At 50.0% G+C, this 19,629-nt stretch carries 21 protein-coding genes; 13 read left to right on the plus strand and 8 right to left on the minus strand.

Annotated elements, in window-relative coordinates:
- Positions 1-678: 678 nt before the first annotated feature.
- The 3 genes from hxlB to MRBLPE1_RS28140 form a co-directional block, all read right to left on the minus strand.
- Entirely contained in the window at positions 679-1,239 is a 561-nt protein-coding gene (gene hxlB, locus MRBLPE1_RS28130; RefSeq protein WP_364152245.1) for a 6-phospho-3-hexuloisomerase, read from the minus strand.
- A gap of 5 nt (positions 1,240-1,244) precedes the next feature.
- On the minus strand, positions 1,245-1,877 hold the full coding sequence (gene hxlA / locus MRBLPE1_RS28135) for a 3-hexulose-6-phosphate synthase (RefSeq protein ID WP_364152248.1): 633 nt from the start codon (positions 1,875-1,877) through the stop codon (positions 1,245-1,247).
- Between the two features lie 141 nt (positions 1,878-2,018).
- Entirely contained in the window at positions 2,019-2,351 is a 333-nt protein-coding gene (locus MRBLPE1_RS28140; protein ID WP_364152251.1) for a winged helix-turn-helix transcriptional regulator, read from the minus strand.
- Between the two features lie 179 nt (positions 2,352-2,530).
- Between MRBLPE1_RS28140 and MRBLPE1_RS28145 the strand changes: the two genes are divergently transcribed.
- The 4 genes from MRBLPE1_RS28145 to MRBLPE1_RS28160 all read left to right on the plus strand — a co-directional run bounded on the left by MRBLPE1_RS28145 (position 2,531) and on the right by MRBLPE1_RS28160 (position 7,373).
- A complete protein-coding gene (locus MRBLPE1_RS28145) occupies positions 2,531-3,250 on the plus strand; it encodes a 3-ketoacyl-ACP reductase (protein WP_364152254.1) in 720 nt (239 codons plus the stop codon).
- A gap of 121 nt (positions 3,251-3,371) precedes the next feature.
- Complete coding sequence (locus MRBLPE1_RS28150; protein WP_364152256.1) at positions 3,372-4,385, plus strand: LLM class flavin-dependent oxidoreductase; 1,014 nt, start codon at positions 3,372-3,374, stop codon at positions 4,383-4,385.
- A gap of 186 nt (positions 4,386-4,571) precedes the next feature.
- Positions 4,572-6,722, plus strand: coding sequence for a YhgE/Pip domain-containing protein (locus MRBLPE1_RS28155; RefSeq protein WP_364152259.1), 2,151 nt, complete (start codon positions 4,572-4,574; stop codon positions 6,720-6,722).
- Between the two features lie 84 nt (positions 6,723-6,806).
- The gene (locus tag MRBLPE1_RS28160) at positions 6,807-7,373 is read left to right on the plus strand and encodes a beta-class carbonic anhydrase (RefSeq protein ID WP_364152261.1); all 567 of its coding nucleotides are present in this window, start codon (positions 6,807-6,809) and stop codon (positions 7,371-7,373) included.
- A 61-nt stretch (positions 7,374-7,434) separates the two neighbouring features.
- On the opposite strand, the gene MRBLPE1_RS28165 is transcribed toward MRBLPE1_RS28160, so the two are convergent.
- From MRBLPE1_RS28165 to MRBLPE1_RS28180, 4 genes are all read right to left on the minus strand, one after another.
- Positions 7,435-7,917, minus strand: coding sequence for a GyrI-like domain-containing protein (locus MRBLPE1_RS28165; protein WP_364152264.1), 483 nt, complete (start codon positions 7,915-7,917; stop codon positions 7,435-7,437).
- Between the two features lie 66 nt (positions 7,918-7,983).
- On the minus strand, positions 7,984-8,898 hold the full coding sequence (locus MRBLPE1_RS28170) for a helix-turn-helix transcriptional regulator (protein ID WP_364152267.1): 915 nt from the start codon (positions 8,896-8,898) through the stop codon (positions 7,984-7,986).
- 53 nt (positions 8,899-8,951) lie between these two features.
- Entirely contained in the window at positions 8,952-9,761 is an 810-nt protein-coding gene (locus tag MRBLPE1_RS28175) for a GNAT family N-acetyltransferase (RefSeq protein WP_364152270.1), read from the minus strand.
- 188 nt (positions 9,762-9,949) lie between these two features.
- Entirely contained in the window at positions 9,950-10,855 is a 906-nt protein-coding gene (locus tag MRBLPE1_RS28180) for an NAD(P)/FAD-dependent oxidoreductase (protein ID WP_364152273.1), read from the minus strand.
- 290 nt (positions 10,856-11,145) lie between these two features.
- Between MRBLPE1_RS28180 and MRBLPE1_RS28185 the strand changes: the two genes are divergently transcribed.
- From MRBLPE1_RS28185 to MRBLPE1_RS28225, 9 genes are all read left to right on the plus strand, one after another.
- Positions 11,146-12,621, plus strand: coding sequence for a hypothetical protein (locus MRBLPE1_RS28185; protein ID WP_364152276.1), 1,476 nt, complete (start codon positions 11,146-11,148; stop codon positions 12,619-12,621).
- A 19-nt stretch (positions 12,622-12,640) separates the two neighbouring features.
- Complete coding sequence (locus MRBLPE1_RS28190) at positions 12,641-13,171, plus strand: hypothetical protein (RefSeq protein ID WP_364152279.1); 531 nt, start codon at positions 12,641-12,643, stop codon at positions 13,169-13,171.
- A gap of 120 nt (positions 13,172-13,291) precedes the next feature.
- Positions 13,292-14,260, plus strand: a complete 969-nt coding sequence (locus MRBLPE1_RS28195) for an MraY family glycosyltransferase (RefSeq protein ID WP_364152282.1) — start codon at positions 13,292-13,294, stop codon at positions 14,258-14,260.
- Positions 14,261-14,461: 201 nt separating this feature from the next.
- A complete protein-coding gene (locus MRBLPE1_RS28200; protein WP_364152284.1) occupies positions 14,462-15,058 on the plus strand; it encodes a sulfurtransferase TusA family protein in 597 nt (198 codons plus the stop codon).
- Between the two features lie 4 nt (positions 15,059-15,062).
- Entirely contained in the window at positions 15,063-16,211 is a 1,149-nt protein-coding gene (locus tag MRBLPE1_RS28205; RefSeq protein ID WP_364152287.1) for an MBL fold metallo-hydrolase, read from the plus strand.
- Between the two features lie 13 nt (positions 16,212-16,224).
- The gene (locus MRBLPE1_RS28210; protein ID WP_364152290.1) at positions 16,225-16,452 is read left to right on the plus strand and encodes a sulfurtransferase TusA family protein; all 228 of its coding nucleotides are present in this window, start codon (positions 16,225-16,227) and stop codon (positions 16,450-16,452) included.
- A gap of 70 nt (positions 16,453-16,522) precedes the next feature.
- Positions 16,523-17,317 (plus strand): sulfite exporter TauE/SafE family protein, encoded by a 795-nt coding sequence (locus MRBLPE1_RS28215; protein ID WP_364152293.1) that lies wholly within the window; start codon positions 16,523-16,525, stop codon positions 17,315-17,317.
- Between the two features lie 64 nt (positions 17,318-17,381).
- Positions 17,382-17,864: a DsrE/DsrF/DrsH-like family protein gene (locus MRBLPE1_RS28220; RefSeq protein WP_364152296.1), complete on the plus strand. Its 483-nt coding sequence runs from the start codon at positions 17,382-17,384 to the stop codon at positions 17,862-17,864.
- A 72-nt stretch (positions 17,865-17,936) separates the two neighbouring features.
- Positions 17,937-18,203: a metal-sensitive transcriptional regulator gene (locus MRBLPE1_RS28225; protein ID WP_364152298.1), complete on the plus strand. Its 267-nt coding sequence runs from the start codon at positions 17,937-17,939 to the stop codon at positions 18,201-18,203.
- An 88-nt stretch (positions 18,204-18,291) separates the two neighbouring features.
- Here MRBLPE1_RS28225 and MRBLPE1_RS28230 read toward each other — a convergent pair whose 3' ends face one another.
- Positions 18,292-19,539 (minus strand): hypothetical protein, encoded by a 1,248-nt coding sequence (locus MRBLPE1_RS28230; protein WP_364152300.1) that lies wholly within the window; start codon positions 19,537-19,539, stop codon positions 18,292-18,294.
- Positions 19,540-19,629 lie beyond the last annotated feature (90 nt).

Raw genomic sequence — 19,629 nt, forward strand, 5'->3', positions numbered from 1 at the left:
GCAACGCATCATTCCTTCCACAAACAACGACGCACGCCGAGCTGCTTGCCCCCAAATGTTACTCTATTGCACAAACGGCACACGGCAGAGGAAGCAAGCTTCCTTCCTCGGGCTCACCTTTGTCCTTATTCGTTCTTATCTGTATTTATCCGTATTTATCCGTGTTTATCCGTCTTTATCAGTCTTTATCCGTATTTATTCATCTTTATCCGTCCTTATCCGCAGCTAGACTCATGGCGTATAGTGTAGTTTCTACATCAGAAACTTTCCTTTTACGCAAACACGCCAGCTACGCTGCAGAAAGTGCAGCAGATTCGGGCTCAAACTCCGTTTCAACCACGTATCTACCCCATTCTATTGCACAAACTGCAACGTACCTCGAAACTTTCCCACATTTCCCCCGTTCTGCTGCACAAACTGCAATGTAGACCGACAAGCAATCCATGCCGCATAAACCCGCCCAACAGCTGCCCCCGCAACGCATCATTCCTTCCACAAACAACGACGCACGCCGAGCTGCTTGCCCCCAAATGTTACTCTATTGCACCAGCTACACTGTAGACCCACCAGCACCCCCAGCCATAGCAGCGAAAAAGAGACAATCACGGGGCGCATATTGCTGCCCGAGATTGCCTCTTCATTGTCTCTTGCTTCTTTATAATTGTTGGTTATTGCAATTTACTCCAAATTAGCATGATTGCCGTACATCGCCTTACCGCTCAAATCCTGCTTCTCCATCAGTCTGAGCACAACCGCGTCGCATACGAGTAGCAGCATTTGCTCAAATAATGAGCCCATGGGCTGGACGGTCGATGCCTCATGCTCCGCTTGCTCCTTCGGCGCTCCCGGAAGCTTGACCGCAAAATCCGCCTGTCTCCCGATGGTCGATCCTGGAGCGAGCGTTAAAGCGCCTACCCTCGCTTCAAGGCTCCTCGCCTTTTCTGCCATGGGAATAAGCGATTTCGTCTCGCCCGAACCGGAGCCAATCAGCAGCAAATCACCTTTGCCCAGGCTGCGGGTTACCGTCTCGCCGACGACATATACATCGAGCCCCAGATGCATGAGGCGCATCGCAAAAGCACGCATCATCAGCCCCGATCGGCCCGCTCCGGCTACAAATACGCGCCCGGCTGAGCTGACCGCATCGGCCAAATGCTCCAGCTGCCCCTCATCAAGCTGATCAACCGCAAGCCGCAGCTCATTCACTATCGTTGAAAGCGCAGGAACGTTCGCCTTCATCCCGCTTACCCTTGCTTGATCAATTGCTGCATCTCGGATGCCGCAGCTTGAATGTCGGCTTGTCCCGTAATGCCGCCGCCTACGATAATAAGGTCAGGCCCAACGGCGATAACTTCCGGAAGCGTGCTAAGCTTGATCCCGCCGGCAACGGCTACCTTCGCATTTTTGACAACGGATTTGATCGTGCGAAGATCCTCGAAGGAATTTTGTCCTTCCGCTTGAAGATCATAACCGGTATGCACGCAGACGTAATCAACGCCGAACGAGTCTACCTGCGCAGCGCGCTCCGCTAAGTTTTTCACGGCAATCATATCGACCAAAATTTGTTTTCCTTGTTTTTTGGCCTCTTCCACCGCGCCCTTGATGCTCGCATCCTCAGCTACGCCAAGAATCGTAACGATATCCGCGCCGGCCTCCGATGCTTTCATCACTTCGTAGCCGCCTGCATCCATAATTTTAAGATCGGCAAGAACGGTCATGTTGGGGAACGCATCCTTCAATGCTTTTACGGCGTGCAGCCCTTCGTTAATGACGATTGGCGTACCGATCTCCACAACGTCCACATATGCCTCTACTTGCTTCACAACCTCGATTGCTCCCTGTATGTCAACCAAATCCAGCGCTAATTGTAATTTCATGTCTCAATCGCTCCTCATAGGTTTATTCCACCGGTTTCGTTTATCCGATAGCCCTATAATAGACGCCCATAGTCAAAAAAAACAGTACGCACTTTTATGGAACGTAGTACCCATTTGGGTACTATGAGGAACCTGGCTGCCTTATTTATTCGGCTTCGCCAGCCTTTCCTGATGCTGCTCGCCCCACTGCGACATCACATTCAGCAGCTCTTTCACCGATAAGCCATACTCGGTTAAGGAATACTCCACCTTAGGCGGCACCTGCACATAAACCTTGCGATCAATGATGGAATCCTCTTCCAGCTCCCGCAGCTGCTGCGTGAGCATTTTTTGGGTAATGGACGGCATCTCCCGCTTCAGCTCGCCAAATCGATGCGTGCCCTCGGTCAAATGGCAAAGAATGACCGGCTTCCATTTTCCTCCGATTACCTTCAAGGTAAGCTCTACCGTTTCTTTAAAATGCTGGTCTCCCAAGTCGAACGACTCCTTTAGTATAAAAATGATACTATCTTACTATAAAGTTGCTACTTGCTTTAAGTATGGTGTAGCATAATAATTATATCTAACGTATGTGATGCCTGGTTAAAAGGATATCATATCGAAGTCATTACATACGAATGTAGAAATACGCAGCTAACAGAGGAGAGATGAACATGGAATTAAAAAATAGATCGGCAATTATTACAGGCGCAGGAAAAGGGATCGGCAAAGCCATTGCTGTCGCATTAGCGGCGGAAGGCGTCAATCTGGGTATTATCGCCCGTACAAGCTCTGACCTGGAATCGCTGCAAGCCTCCCTTGCAAGCACCTATGGCGTGAAGGTATTTGTAGCTTCCGCTGACATAGCCGTTAAAGCAGAAGTAGACGGAGCCATTGCCGCGCTAAAAGAAAGCCTTGGATCCATCGATATCCTCATCAACAACGCGGGAATCGGAACGTTCGGCACCCTGCTTGACATGGACCACGAGCAGTGGGAACGCATTATCCAAACGAACGTGCTTGGCACCTACTATGTTACGCGCGCCGCGCTTCCGACAATGCTGGAGCAAAGCAGCGGAAGCATCATCAACATCGCTTCAACGGCAGGCGAGCGCGGCTTTGCAACCGGCTCTGCTTACTGCGCATCCAAGTTTGCGGTGATCGGCATGACCGAGGCGCTTATGCAGGAGGTTCGCAAGTCCAATATACGCGTTACCGCGCTGACGCCAAGCACCGTCAATACCGAGCTGGCATCGAATGCCGGTCTCAAAATCGGCGACGAGGACCGTATGATGCAGGCCGAGGATATGGCTGAGCTGGTTCTCGCAGCCTTGAAGCTGCCAGACCGCGTATTTATCAAAACAGCAGGCATTTGGACAACAAACCCGCAATAAGAAGCATAATATCATGGCCCCATGTCCTTAGCGGCATTGGGGTTTTACGTTTTGGCTGCCTGATAAGCACGGCGGAACAGCATTACTGTTCACGCATTTCTTTTAGGAGGTAAATACGACGATGCCTATTCAAGACATCCCTTTCTCCATACTCGATCTCGCTCCCATCATTACCGGCGGGACACCTGCTCAATCCTTCCGCAACACTCTTGATTTGGCCCAGCATGCCGAAAAATGGGGCTATAACCGCTACTGGGTAGCCGAGCATCATAACATGCCGGGCATTGCCAGCTCCGCCACTTCCGTTGTGATTGGCTATATCGCGGCAGGCACGGAAAAAATCCGCGTCGGCTCCGGCGGCATTATGCTTCCCAACCACGCTCCGCTCGTGATTGCCGAGCAATTCGGCACGCTCGAGTCCATGTACCCCGGCCGGATCGATCTGGGCCTCGGAAGAGCGCCGGGGTCCGACCAGGTTGCAGCCCGTGCGCTGCGGCGCGGGCTTGGCAGCAATGGCGAGGATTTTCCGGAGCAGCTGAACGAGCTGCGCCATTACTTCAATCCGGGCGAGGATGCCCGGGGCGTTATGCCTAGAGCCGTTCCCGGCGAAGGCCTGGATGTTCCGATCTGGCTGCTCGGGTCAAGCGGCTTCAGCGCCCAGCTTGCCGGGCATCATGGGCTTCCGTTCGCGTTTGCCAGCCACTTTGCGCCGGACTTTCTGGTTCCGGCCTTGAAGCTGTACCGCGATAACTTCCGGCCTTCGGATGTGCTGGCTAAGCCTTATGCCATGGCCGGCGTGAATGTCATTATGGCAGACTCAGATGAAGCGGCCGCATTTCTTGCTACCTCGCAGGAGCAAGCCTTCCTTAATCTGATTCGCGGACGCATGGGACAGCTGAATCCGCCCGTGGACAGCATGGACGGTCTCTGGAGCGAGCAAGAAAAGATGATGGTGCGCAAGCAGCTCAGCTTCACGATTACCGGCACGAAAGCGGCCGTCAAAGAGAAGCTGAACGACATCATCGATCAGACAGGCGTCGATGAGTTAATCGTCGTCAGCCAAATTTACGATCATTCTGCGCGCCTTCGCTCCTTCGAGCTGCTGGCTGAAGTTATGAACGAAGACCACGCTTAACCGGCTGCAACCTTCCATTGAGGCAAAAGCCCATTTCGCGGAAATATATAAACAAAGGCAGCAGCTAAAGCGTAACCGCCGAAGCTGCTGCCTTTTTCCGTCCCCTTAGATGCGATGCTTATACAGCGGGTAGTTTTGAACCTATTTAGCTATACTAAGACAAGCATTTTTTAGGAGTGGATAAACATGGGACAAATCTTTGCGATTTACGCCAAGGATCTTCGCGGCATTTTTCGAAACGGCGCCGCTGCTGTCATAATCATCGGTCTCGCCTTTCTGCCTTCCTTATACGCATGGTTCAATATCAAAGCATCTTGGGACCCTTACGGCCAGACAAGCTCGCTCGCCATCGCTGTCGTCAACAACGACGAAGGCGCTGTGCTCCGCGATATTCCTATTCACGCCGGGAACCAGATCATTGCCTCCTTGAAGGAGAACAAAAAGATCGGCTGGGTGTTCGTGGAGGAGAAAAAGGCTATGGAAGGCGTTAAGCACGGCGACTATTATGCCAGCATAACTATTCCGGCAGATTTCTCTGCCGACTTGGCCACTGTTCTCACCGACAATCCGCAGCAAGCCGAACTCGACTATGCCGTAAACGAGAAAATTAACGCGGTATCGCCCAAAATCGCCCAAAAAGGGGCAAGCGGCATTATCGAGGAAGTTCGGGCCAGTTTCGTTAAAACGGCCAACGAGACGATATTCCGCATCTTTAATCAAATCGGCGTAGAGATTGAGGAAAATAAGCCTGCGATCGAGCAAGTTCGAAATACCGTATTTAAACTGGAATCGCTGATTCCGAAAATCAACGAAGCGGTATCCCTAGCTGCCGTGGACATCGAAAAATCAAAAAAAATCGTCAGCGCCGTTCAAACGGAGCTGACGAAAGCTGCCCAGCTTGCTAAGGATGGCGAGGCATTCACAAAGCAGCTTGGTCTTTTCTTCCGTAAAAGCACAACGGCACTCGATACCGTTGGCCCGCTTATCAAGCAGGACTTGCAGCTGCTGCTTGAGACGGCTCATGCGATGGAGGAGCTCGCTGCCGTTCTGCAGGATTCATCCGTTGATCCCGCATTCGTCCAAACGACCCTGGAGCTTGCGGAGAAACGCCTAACCAGTGCAGCCGCGGTGACGGGCGGCATGATCAGCCTGCTTGAACGCTTGAACGATTTAACCAGCCATAAGCCGCTCGCGTCTGCCATTGAACGGCTGCAGCAGGTAAACAGCCAGTTTCAGCAGCAGCTTACGGTTGTACAGCAAATCCGCTCCGCAATGCGCAATGGCGAGAAACCCGCGCAAACCCTTATCGATCGCCTGAGCGCCTTATCGAAGGAAGCAGCCGTGATTCTAACCGAAGTGCTGAGCCGATATGATAGCGAGATATTACCGGGCATCATGCAAGCCGCGGATAAAGCGAAGCAAGCCGCGTCCAAGGCTGAATCGGTAATGGCAGAAGCAAACAAGGCCATTCCAAGTGTCGTCAAAATAGTAAATGATGCTGCGAAAGGGCTAGAGCTAGGCGGCCAGGAGCTTGCGAAAATGCAAGCCCGTTTACCTGCAGCCGAGCAAAAGATCAAGGATTTTGCCATGCAAATACGGGAGCTTGAGAAGGAAGGCCATTTGGATGAGCTGATTGATCTGCTCAAAAACGACGCGGAGCGCGAAGGGGCTTTTTTCGCGGAGCCTGTGGTATTGAAGGAAAACCGCTTATTCCCGATTCCGAATTACGGTTCGGCGATGTCGCCGTTTTTCACCACGCTGTCCTTATGGGTCGGGGCGCTTTTGCTTGTGTCGCTGCTTACGGTGGATGTTCATCCTGCTGGGCATGCTTACCGGAGCTATCACATTTATTTGGGGCGATACCTCACCTTTCTAACGATAGCGATTGTGCAGTCTCTCCTAGTTACTCTAGGGGACATCTGGCTGCTCAAGGCATATGTCGCCGATCCATTATGGTTCGTTCTCTTCGGTGTCATTCTAAGTGCCGTGTTCATGCTGATCGTGTACACGCTCGTGTCCATATTCGGAAATGTAGGCAAAGCAATGGCCATCGTTCTGCTCGTGCTCCAGCTCGCCGGATCCGGCGGTACGTTTCCGATACAGGTGACGCCGCCGTTTTTCCAAGCGATTCATCCGTTCCTGCCCTTCACCTATGCGATCAGCATGATGCGGGAGGCGGTCGGCGGCATCCTATGGGATATTGTGGCGCGAGATTTGATAGCTTTGGCGGTTTTTGCCGGCGCGGCGCTTCTGCTCGGGCTTGCTTTAAAAAAATGGATCAATCGTTATTCCGCCAAAATTCTGGAAAAAGCGAAGCAAAGCGGAATAATTCATTAGATGATCATTTGACTACCGCCCGTTTTCTATGAATAATATTAATATAGAGATAGATAGAATTTATTGCGGCCAGGAGGAGAAAACATGTCCATCGTTCCACGTATCATGGAGTTTAACAAGCAGTTTGTTGAGGAAAAGCAGTATGAGGCTTATATGACTGACAAATTCCCCGATAAGAAAGTTGCAATTCTTACTTGTATGGATACACGGCTCGTAGAACTGCTGCCCAAAGCTTTGAATATCAGAAATGGTGATGCCAAGTTTATCAAAAATGCGGGCGCCATCCTGACGCAGCCCTTCGGCAGCGCCATGCGCAGCATTCTCGTCGCCGTATATGAGCTGGGCGCACGCGAGGTGTTCGTGATCGGCCATCATGGCTGCGGCATGACCAACTTGAATACGGAAGGCTTGGTCGGCAAATTCATTGAGCATGGGATCGACCCGCTTGCTATAGAAACACTGGAGAATTCAGGTATCCGCATGGATAAGTTTTTGAAGGGCTTTGCCAGCGCTGATGAAGGCGTTATGGATAGCGTCAAATTAATACGCAAGCATCCGCTTTTTCCAAAGCATATTCCGGTTCACGGTTTCATCATAGATCCCGAAACAGGCGCCTTGGATGTTCTCGTCCAGGATTACCGCGAAGAATAAATAGTACCTGCACTCATAAAAAAACGCACACTCTCAGCCCTAGACTTAGAGTGTGCGTTTTTTATTTTATCGCGATATAAATTTCGATTTCCGCTTCCTCCGGGTTAAACGTTCGTCCATCATACAGCTCATAATCGCCGGTATACGCACGCTCAAGCGAGGAATGCTGGAAATAAGCCCAAATCTCGCCCCATGCCTGCGCTACAACCTCATACACAGGCCCTCTCTTCGTCTTAAAGACGAGGTACTTTGCCTCCGGTACCGCTACCGGTACCAAGCCTGGCACCTCATCTACAGCATCGCCGCCGCGTTCATGCCCAATAAGAGTCGTATAGGCGCCACTTGCATCGCTCTCGTAATCCGTATAAAGCGCATAAATCAAATGGCCGTTGCTTACCGCTGTCCGCTCGGCAATTCCGCTTTCGAAATAAGTATTCCACAACGCAGGCAGGCGTCTGTTCGGACCGGCCTCCTCCGCATTGGTCGTTCGTGTTGCTACTCCGATAAGCGCAAGCGCCGGTTTGACTACGATTTGTTCCTTCATCTGTCGTTCCCCATCCCCTTTGGTTTTGTTCTTAGTATAGCTAGGGAAACTGGACAGCTGTCTGTCTTAGTTCTCGTAACGGGCAATAATATTTTTGGCGCGCTGAATGACCTGCTCGGCAACATAGGCAGGCTGCTCTACCTTTACTTGATTGCCGAAGCTCAGCAGCATCCCGTAAAAGAATTCATCTACTATCTGCTTGCCCTCTACGCGCACGGATCCGTCCTCCAGCACATAAACCTGTTCCGGGCGAAAAGCATCCCCCACGCGGTAGCGTACCTGAGGACGGAATAGCAGCGTCACTACGGTTTCGGCATTTTTCGACCATTCCGTATCCCATGCATACCTCTCCAGCGAAGGGGCATCGCGGCGCACGAAACGTTCCTCAAGCAGATGATGCTTCAGCACGCGCGATAAACGAAAAACGCGAAATTGCTCACGCAGCATGCAGTAAGCCTGCACATACCATACATTTCCTTTTAAAATAAGCGCATAAGGCTCGATTTTCCGTTCCGTCTCCGATCCATTCATATTTATGTAGCTTAGCTTCATGCACCGGTTTTCTTCTATAGCTTGTTTAAAGAGATTGACCTTAAGGCGCGCAGCCGGTCCTTGTCCCCAAGGATTAAGATCAAAGACCAGGCTTTCCTCGCTGCTAGCCGCCTGCTGCTTGTCCGATTTATGAAGCAGCGATTTGACCTTTTCATGGAGCTTGGCATAATCCGTATCATCCAAAGCGGTCCCTATGCCTTTTACGGCAGCTATAAGAGATGAAATTTCCCCTAATGATAGGTACTGACGCGATATCGTGTACTGCTCCATAATCTCGAAGCCGCCCGCCGTTCCTTGATGGGCAAAGATCGGAATGCCGGATTGGCTAAGCGTATCCATGTCGCGGTAGATGGTTTTCGTAGAGACCTCAAAACGGTCGGCGAGCTCCTTCGCGCTTATTCTCCCGCGATTAAGAAGAAGCACGGTCATCGCGAGCAAACGATCGATTTTCAGAAAAATTCCTTCTTCCTTACCATTTATCCTTACATAAATCTTATTTCGGCAATCGGCCCGCTCTCAACGAAGCCGATGTTTTTGTATACTTTGTTGGAGGACGAATTTTTGGTATCCGCATAGAGCATCGGTTCACGGTTCTCTTCCTCCAGAATCAAACAAAGCTCGGCAACGATTGCGCTGGCATAGCCATTTTTCCGCAGAACCGGCGGAGTATAGACGGCATTAATCCTTCCGTGCCGCGGAGAGCGGTAAGCAATATTTGCCATCGCCACCGGAAGCTCGTCGACGGTCCAGAAATATAAATTCCCTCTCATTACCATTCCTTCCGCAGCCGGAAGCTGGCTGGCAGGTATAACCGATGTTCCGTAGGCGTCCTCGGAAAAGCCGGCCATAAATTCGGCGACAAGCTCCACATGCCCGCGCTCCGCTCGAATCATTTTCCCCTTCACCTTCAACGGCTTAATCACTTTGGGGCAAGAATAGGTTTCCATCATCATATAAGCATGGTATTTCAGCTGGTTAACCTCCGCGTAGAGCCTAGCGAACTGTTCGGCAATCGGCGGAGAGCCGCATATACCGGGCAGCACCGTTCCTTGATGGTACCCGATTAGCTCCTTCATCAGCATCAGCCTGTGTTCATCCGTAACATCCTCCGACAGCCACAACCAAGCATTATGTCCCGGCGAGCCGGCGAACAGCATGCGGCCGTCAGGCGTTTTCAACGCGGACGATCCCTCAATCGCGGTTATCAAATGGATTAAATTATATTGCAGCTCATCGCGCATAAATGGAAACTGATTTAAAACATAGTCATCAGCGTGCAGCTTCTCTAGCATATATGTTTCTCCTCCTGCCAGCCGTTAGAGCTCTCGAACAAGCATGACGCGGCTAACTACTTTGTTCCATCCATTACCCATAAAGCAAGCTGCTGTAACAATCAAGCCATAATCTTTATCCTTATTTTAGCAAAAATTCGACGGTTTGAGGCAGCTAATTGTTTATATCCGCTGACGAAGCAGCGCGTTCACCATCCAAAATCCTGGTTCGTCAAATCGGTATTGGCTCCGATAGCTGCTTTGCTGCCCTCTCCCGCTGCAACAACCAGCTGCGCAGGAACAATAATGGAGGAATCGCCGGCCGCATACACGCCCCTTACGCTGGTTCTGCCATAGTCGTCGGTCATAAAGCCGCCGACCTGAGTCATGGCGCAGCCGAGCGACTCCCCGAACGAGGCGGCCTGATCCCAGGAAGGCGTGACGAATCCGCCGACGCGCTTTACCTCGCTGCCATTTTCAAAAACGACCCGGTTAAGCCTGCCGGCCTCGCCTTCAAGAGCTCTGATCCTATGGTGCGCCACTTGAATGCCTCTTTGTCCGAGCATTCCTATCTGCTGCGCGTTTAGGCTGCCTTTCCCATTCGTGCAAACGAGCACATCCTTGCTCCAGTTATAGACGATTTTGGCCAATTGGAACAGATTCGAGCCCTCCGATATGACCGCCAGCGGTTGATCGCGCAGCTCCCAGCCGTCACAGTAAGGGCAGCTGAACAAGCTTTTACCGTAAAACTTTTGAATCCCGGGGATTCTGGGCAATGACTCCTTCAGTCCGGCTGCCAAAATAACGGTACGGGCCAAATAGGTGACCCCGTTGCTCGTCGTCACCTGAAAACCCGCCTCACTATGCCTAATCTCGGTGACCTTATCCGGCTTGATGGTCACCGACGGATAATTCGCAATATCATTATGGGCTAATCTGCGAAGCTCGCCCGGCCCAATGCCGTCTCTCGTAATAAAGCCGTGGGACTCGCGGGTGACCGCGTTTCTAGGCTTGTTATTGTCAAATACAATAACATCCCTCCGCGACCTGCCAAGCACAAGCGCAGCGTTTAAGCCCGCCGGCCCGCCGCCGATAATGGCACAATCCAGCCTCATATGGTTCGCTCCTCTATCCCGGTAAGTTGGAAAGCTTATCCCTTCTTCTGCTTTTAAAAAAAGGATTGCTTATCCTTATTCGGCCATTCGGGGAAGGATGCATATATTTGACGCGATCCATCCGCTATAAATCAGAATAAAAAATGTCGAAACATAAGGTATTTTGAACCATTTTAATAGTACATTCTGGGAAGTCATGCTAAGATAAAAGTACTACATTATAAGCACGGATCACATGCAATTATGACTTTTTTGTTCAGGCAGGCTTTTACATTCAGGAGGGGTACCACTTGGCGAACAGTCCACTACAGAAGAAGGCTTCTTCTTCCCGCGAATCCATTAAATCAACACCAGGCCAACCCTCCGTTACGGCAGAGCGCTCCCCCGGCGCCGCGGCTCCTTCTAATGTGCTTCAGCTGCAGCGGACCGCAGGCAACCGGGTGGCGCAGGCCAGCGTCAAGCAGCTCAAGGAAGGCGAAGCGCAGGCAGCCGGAGGCTCCCAGGCGATTATCAGCTGGCTGAAATCGGAAGCCTCCAAGGATAAGAAATCCGACTTGTTCAGCTTCTTCGAAGGACTCAGTACGATGGAACAGAAAATTGCCGCAAACCTATTTGCCGGAGGCAGCGGCGCTCCCTCTTTAAGCAAGGCCAAAAAGCACATTACCGGCTTTACCGGACGAAGCGTCGATTGGGACAAGTTCTCCACGATTGTGCGTACGGTCAAGGGTAACAAAACCAAGAATTACAACGAAGACCAAGACCGGGATTACGTCACCTATGCAACAACAGCCGCAGCTGCTTCCGTGGGCGCCTCAAGCGCAGCGGCTACAGGCGTCAGCGAGGCCCAGAACCTTGCGACAAGTTCGACCAACGCAGGGGCGCTCGGCGCTGTCACCGATATTGGCCCTGCATCCGCGATGCTTAGCGGCGTCACGGCCGGCATGCAAATCTATAACGCTGCTCAAAATCATGAGGAAGCGTTAAGCACGCATGATAAATATCAAAATATCGGCGCCGAAGGCGGAGCAGGCGTTGCCGATCTAGCCCGCTTCGGCGCAACCAGCGTCGTCAATACGCAGACATTCATGGGCGCCGCAGTCAGTACCGCTGCTACTGCGGCAGCAGGCGCTGCCGGCGTGGTCGGCGGGGCAGCCTATCTTGCCGGCGGCGTAGCCGGCGTTTACACACACGGCAAACGCAAAAACAATCTCGAGAAGCTCGAGAAAGAAACGGCAGGCAAGGACGAAAAACTTAACCTTGCGGCTAACATCGGTGCCAGCACGCAAGAAATCAACCGCAAGAAAAGCGCAGCTACCGCGCTTAAAGGCGCAGCCATGATTGTCGGCGGCGGACTTCTGCTTGCCAGCGCCGCCACGCCTGTCGGCTGGTTATTGCTTGGCGTTGCAGGCGCTATCGGCGGTATTGCCGCCATTTATAAATTTTATAAGAAACGTACGCGCAAAGAAGAGATCGTTGACCGTTTTCTTGGGGTGGATAAAAAAGTTGCCGAGCTTCAAGCGGCAGATCCGCAGGCCAAACCCGACAAATCCGTCATTCGTAACAGCCTGCTTCAGCAAAACGGCTTCAACTCCGTTGGCCAGTGCTACAGCCAGATCATTACCGATCTCGCGCATACCGTATACAAGAAGGGTGTCCTGGAATCCGATCCGCAATATATCACCCTAATCAAAAATATCGGCTTAACGCCTGACGCGAAGAAGAAGACGCCAAAAATCGAACTGATTGCGAAAAAGCTGCACACTTAATTGCAGCCGGGAGGTATGTATGACAAATTTTTCTACCGCTCCAGACCGACTGCTCCGATTGCTCGAGACCGATTATAACACCGAAGGGTTTTCTACCGGCTGGGCGGAGCCTACATCCGAGGATCCGTTCCGCTCGCTCATTGTCCAATTTGACGGCATTGGCGAGGAAGCGCGCGACATGCAGCTGGAGCTGGGCTTTCTTCCGAATATGGAGGACGCCGAAGCTGCGGGCATTTGTATCTTGCAAGCCTTTGTTACGATTGCTGAGGGGGTTTCACCTCTTTACTGCGGAGAGCTTCTCCGCCTAGCGGCAAAGCTGAACACGATGCTGCCGCTTGGCGCTTTTGGTTTGTTCGAGGATACGGGTGTGGTTTATTTCAAGCATAACTCGCTCCTTCTGTTAGGCAACGAGGACGCGGCCAACATCAAAGCCATTGATACGCAAAATGGGCTTATTCTGCATCTTCACCAGCTTTATATGGAAGCATTTCTCAAGGTTGCAGCCGGACAGGCCTCCGCCGATGAAATACTGGAAATGCTCCCTCTTTAAGGCACAGGACGAGAAAAAAACAACAGCAGAACATTAATATCTTCTCACTTACGTATCCGCCAATCGACAATTTTCTGCTCGGATTGTATAATTCTGTTGTTCCTTCAATAAATAACGGTGGTGACGAATATTTTATACGCATTCTCTCTCGTAGTTTCTTTTGCGATCGTTTATTTCTTGATACCCCCGTTCGGAAGACTAGCCTTCCGCCTTGATTTTGTGGACAAGCCGCGCAAGGACGTTGAACGCAAGCTTCATCGGGAGCCGATTCCGCTCACGGCTAGTTATGTCATCTTTATTGGTTTTTTCCTTACGTATTTGCTTGTGACCAGGGACTTCTCCATGCAGACCGGCGCTATTTTTGCAGGAGGCGTTCTGCTGCTCATCATAGGCACGGTCGATGATTGGTATAAGACGAAGGGCAAGGATTTTCCTTCGCTTCCCAAATTTGTCGTGCAAATATCGGCTGCAGTGCTCGTCTATGCCTCCGGCATTTCCTTTACCGGCTTCTACAACCCGCTCTCAGGCGAATATGTGCTGCTTCCGGTTATTTTGCAATTTTCGCTTACAATTTTATGGATATTCGGCGTTACGACAGTCATTAACTTCTCCGATGGCATGGATGGGCTGGCTGGCGGACTGTCCGCGATTTCGGCTGTTACGCTCTTCGTTGTTGCCCTTGCAAAGGGTCAATCCAATTCCGCCATCATGGCCATTATTCTGGTCGGGGTTACCATTGCCTATTTACGTTACAACAAGCCGCCGGCCAAAATATTCATGGGCGACGCCGGAGCTACCTTCCTCGGGTTCATTCTCGCGGTTATCGCACTGGACGGCGCGTTTAAGCAAGCAACCGTCATGTCGCTGTTCATTCCGATTTTGGCGCTGGGCGTACCGATCTTCGATAACTTGTTCGTCGTGGCAAGACGGATGCTGCAAGGCAAAGCCATTTATCAGGCAGATGCCAGCCAAGCGCATTACCGCCTGCTCCGGGCAGGTTTAAACCATAAGCAGGTCGTTATGTTTCTCTGCTTAATCAGCACCTGTTTGTGCTTATCCTCTATTATTTTGCTGCTTGTACAGATTTAAAGCTGGAACCGGGACTCGGCGTCTCGGTTCTTTTTATTTTGCTCTAATGTCGCTCCCACCATAAGCTGGATGCTTGACAAACCGCATTTTGCTGACTATTATAATACCCATAGGGGTATAGGTATAGGGAGTTGATGCGGCCGTATTTTTGTAATGAATCAGAAATGAAACACAAAACCCTATGGAGGTGCTGGAAAGCCCATGCATAATGACATCCACGTCGATCAAATCTTGGACTGCAAAGGTCTCGCATGTCCAATGCCAATCGTCAAAACCAAAAAAGCGATGGAGCTTTTAAAAGCTGGCCAGGTCATTGAAGTACAGGCGACAGATAAAGGCTCGTTAGCTGATATCCGGAGCTGGGCAAAAAATACAGGTCATCAATACTTGGGAACCGCGATGGAAAACGAAATACTAAAGCACTACCTGCGTAAATCATTTCCGAATGAAACGAACGAACAGTCCAAATTTGCAAAGACCATATCGAACGAGGAACTGGCTCTTAAAATACAGGCAATAATGAACGTAAAGGTATTAGATGTTCGTGAGCCTGCTGAATATGCTTTTCATCGAATACCAGGGGCGCTATCGATTCCTTTAGGAGAATTAGAAAGCCGAATGCATGAATTGAATCCGAATGAACAAATTTTCGTCGTATGCCGCAGCGGTACGAGAAGCGATTTGGCTTGCAAACTGCTCTCGGAAAAAGGCTTCCAATCCGTGAATAACGTCGTGCCAGGGATGTCTGAATGGTCTGGTCCGTTAGAAAACAACGAAATGAGTACAAGAAGGGGGTAACAACATGAAAGCTGCATCTGCGCTCCACCCGATGACCGCGAAGGAATTGGCAAAAATCATAATCAACCATGAGAACTTAACTATTTTGGACGTCCGAAATACAAATGATTTTGACGATTGGAAAATTGAAGGGGCAAACATTGAAATCATAAACATTCCTTATTTTGATCTGCTGGAAGGTGTGGAACCCGTTCGGAAACACCTACAGGATGATAAAAAAGTTTTGGTCGTTTGTGCAAAAGAAGGGTCATCCCTGTTCGTAGCCGAGCAGCTAATCAAAGCTGGTTACCCTGATGTGTTCTATCTTGAGGGCGGCATGAAATCATGGAGTGAGCATTTGGAGCCTGTAAAAATCGGTGATTTAACAGATGGAGGAGCCATCTATCAATTCGTACGCATCGGCAAAGGCTGCCTGTCCTATATGGTCATATCTGGCGGAGAAGCCGCTGTTGTCGATACGCCTCGCATGACGGATGTATTCGAAACATTTGCCAAAGCGCATGGAGCCAGAATCACGCATACCATTGATACTCATTTGCACGCCGATCATATCTCCGGAGGGAAAAAACTAGCTGAAAAATCGAAAGCGTCCTATTGGATCCCTCCAAAGGATGCTGAGGAAATCAGCTTTGAGTATGAGAAATTAGAAGACGGAAATGACATTACCGTTGGGAATACGACCATACGCATGACACCCATTTATTCACCGGGCCATACGATTGGAAGCACCTCCTTGATTGTTGATGATCAATTTTTGCTAACGGGAGACATCTTGTTCATTGCATCCATCGGACGCCCGGACTTAGCCGGCAAAGCAGAGGATTGGGCAGGAGACCTTCGTCATACGTTATTTAGCCGCTATAAAGAGCTAAAGCAGGATTTGACGGTTCTCCCGGCTCATTTCGGTAAGATCACAGAGCTGGACATGGATGGAAAGGTATCGGCCCGGTTAGCAGAACTATACGAGAAAAATCCAGGCTTAACGGTGGCTGGCGAGATAGAATTCAGGCGAAGCGTTACCGAAAAGCTGCCTCCTCAGCCCCATGCTTATTTAGAAATCCGGCAGGCTAATAGGGGTAAAATTCAGCCCAGCGAAGAGGAGCAGCGCGAGATGGAGATTGGACCTAACCGCTGCGCTGTTCACGATAACTAAGGAGGAAACGACAATGCAAGCAGATGTGATTGTAGATACAAAAGGACTGGCATGCCCGATGCCGATCGTGAGGGCTAAAAAAGCGATAGACCTTTTGCAATCAGGACAAACTATGGCGGTGCTATCTACCGATAAAGGTTCTTTGAATGATTTTCAGGCTTGGGTGAAACAAACGAAAAATGAGCTTCTTGCGCATGAAGAGGAAAACGGTGTATATACCTTTTTCGTGAAAAAGGTGTAAGCCAAGAAAATAAGCTAGCACCACGGCTGTGTTCACTTATTTTGAACCAACGTTATCACTGGAGGGAAGCATGGACATTCTCCACTATTTCATAATGGCTTTATTAGGATTTATCGGATCTTTTTTTTCCGGATTGATGGGAATTGGCGGAGCCATCATTAATTATCCTCTGCTGCTGTTTGTTCCGCACGCTTTGGGAGTTGCTGAATTTAATGCCCAGGAAGTGGCCTCAATGAGCATGTTTCAAGTGTTTTTTGCTTCCTTGGCGGGAATGCTTGCTTTTCGTAAAAAAGGAAAAGACTATGCATTAATAAATAAGGATCTTGTCCTTTATATGGGAAGCAGCATTCTGGTTGGCAGTCTGGCCGGAGGATTTCTTTCTAAATATCTTCATGCAGGCCTCATCAATATTCTGTACGGTTCATTGGCCATTTTAGCCGTTGTTCTCATGTTGATACCCGTGAAGGGCAAAGCGATCGATGCTGAAAATCACCTATCGTTCAGTAAAATAATCGCGGTTTCCTCTTCTTTTTTAGTGGGCATTGTATCTGGAATCGTAGGTGCGGGCGGGGCTTTTATCCTGATTCCCATCATGCTGACCGTCTTAGCCATACCTACCCGAGTAACGATTGCTACATCGCTTGCCATTGTATTTATATCGGCCCTCGGCGGTATTATAGGGAAGCTGACCACGGGTCATATTCCAGCATTACCGACTCTGTTCGTCATTTTAGGCAGTATATTAGGGGCTCCGATAGGCTCTAGAATCAGTTCTAAAATGAATGTGAGGGCATTGCGGTACGGACTCGTTGTTATCATCTCATTCACGGCCATTAAGGTTTGGTGGTCTATTTTGTTCCTTTAACTGCGGACTTTTTAATACCTATACGGGTATGTGTATATAAAATTAATAAGGAGAATGAATAGGCATGGAACAAACAAAACAAAAAACAACGATCGTATTATTTAGCGGAGACATGGATAAAGCGATGGCTGCATTCATTATTGCTAATGGAGCAGCCGCGTATGATCATGAGGTCACGATCTTCTTTACTTTTTGGGGCTTGAATGCTTTACGTAAAGACGTAGCCGTTCGGACAAACAAAGGATTACTGGAAAAGGCATTTGGTTGGATCATGCCTCGCGGGGCAAATAAACTGGGATTATCGAAAATGCAGTTTGCCGGTATGGGACCCAAAATGATCAAACACGTCATAAAAAAGCACAACGCACTTACTTTGCCTCAATTAATTGAACTCGCTCAAGAACAAGGGGTTAAAATGGTCGCTTGTACAATGACAATGGATCTCCTTGGACTGCAACAAGAGGAATTGATGGACAACATCGAGTATGGAGGAGTAGCCGCCTATCTCGGCGACGCATCGGAAGGAAAAGTAAACTTGTTTATCTAATTGTATGAAACTATTTTTTTGATTTATAATATACCCATACATGTATATGTGAGTTGGAAGGTAGGGTTGAGGATGGAATACAACTATACGGACGAAATGAAAACGCGTTTAAGAAAAATCGAAGGCCAAGTACGCGGTGTTCTTCGCTTGATGGAAGAAGGCAAGTCATGCAAGGACGTGGTTAGCCAATTATCTGCGGTTCGAAATGCCTCTGATAAAGCAATCGCGCAAATTGTTGCAGAGAACCTCCAGCAATGTATTCTGGAAGAGCAGCGTGCCGGAGGAGATACAGGAAAGCTGGTACAGCAAGCCGTAGAGCTGCTTGTCAAAAGCAGGTAAGCGAAAATCTAAACAGGCGGTTTGAAGAGGCTGTCCTTCATGGCCTATTGGCCTTTGGGACAGCCTTTTCGTTCGTTTGCATTAACCTTCAATCCGAGCAATAAAAAGCCAGCACTACAGGCCAGTTCCACTGCCCGTAATACGAATCCGCAATGTCGATCCGTTTGATCCACGCCGCTGCGCGGCGTCCGTTCTCATCTGCCAACATCACGTCTGCGACAGACTGGTTATATTTCACCCAAGCCAGCATGGAATGCAGCGCAATCGGATTGTACGCACCATGCTTTTTAGAAGGCTTCGTGATTAGCTTCTGCTTGCCGTTCTCCAGCTCTACTCTTACTAAATAAGGATAAGAAGGCTCGGACTGACCGCTTTCCTCCTTGGACTCGACTGCTCTCGACACGACTACATGCTCCATATCCTGCCATGCCAACGCTTGATCGACAAAGCCCTTAGGCGTGTAAGCAGCCCCTTTCTCCGTGGTCACTGCCAGCACCTTCAGCTGTTTATTGCGGACTGCCTCGCGTCCGACACCTGCAATATAGGCTAAGCGGTCGCCGCGGGCTGCCCATTCAAACCATCGCGCGTTATTCACCATCTCATCCAGCGTTCGAAATACGACGCCGTCCGCCGTAACTACGCACAGAGTATTGCTATCAGCCGATAAAGAAGCCGTCGGCGTAGCCAGAAAAGCAATCCAGCGGCCGTCCGCAGACCATTTGAACACACTCGTTCCGACAGCAAAAAAGTCATCGGACTGCTTTGGCAGCACATGAACCGTTATATATTGGCTGGGATCTCCGAGCACTTTCAGCGGTATTCGGCATAAACTGACCGGTGTCCAGCCGTCTGGCAGCAGCTCCGGCTGCGAGGATGCAAAGAAGCCGCCGCCGCTTGGCAGCCATGAGTAATTGCCGATCCCATTCGCTGTGCCAAGCGGCGTACCAGGGTTTCTTGCATCGACATACTGCAGCATGCCGTTCATAAGAAATGCCAGCTTCTCTCCGCTCGGCGACCACTGGAAATTTGATCCGCCTTCCGGATGGACAAGACGGATTCCAGCCGTCTGAAGCTCCAGCACCCAAAGCTCCTTCTCGAATTCTCCTTTCGTAAAGGCGAGCCATTTTCCGTCAGAAGACCATCTCGGATTCCGGATAAAGGGCCCGCTGGCCAGTTTTTTCTCTTGGTTGTTTTGCTTTACCCAAAGATCGCCGTTACGCACAAAAGCAGCCATAAGGTCCCTGTCTCCCTTTACTGCCGCTGCGTCTTCTGTTCCTCCCGCCGTCCAAATTAAAGCTAACAATAATAAGACTAATCCTACTTTTACAGCTTTCACGGGTACCTTCCTCCTCCAAAAAATCACATTAAGGTTACCGTTCCCTTCGGCTGTCGATTCATACTTCTTTTCACTTGCAGCCTTCAAGAT

The organism is Paenibacillus sp. LPE1-1-1.1, assembly GCF_040676435.1.
Taxonomy (GTDB): domain Bacteria; phylum Bacillota; class Bacilli; order Paenibacillales; family Paenibacillaceae; genus Pristimantibacillus.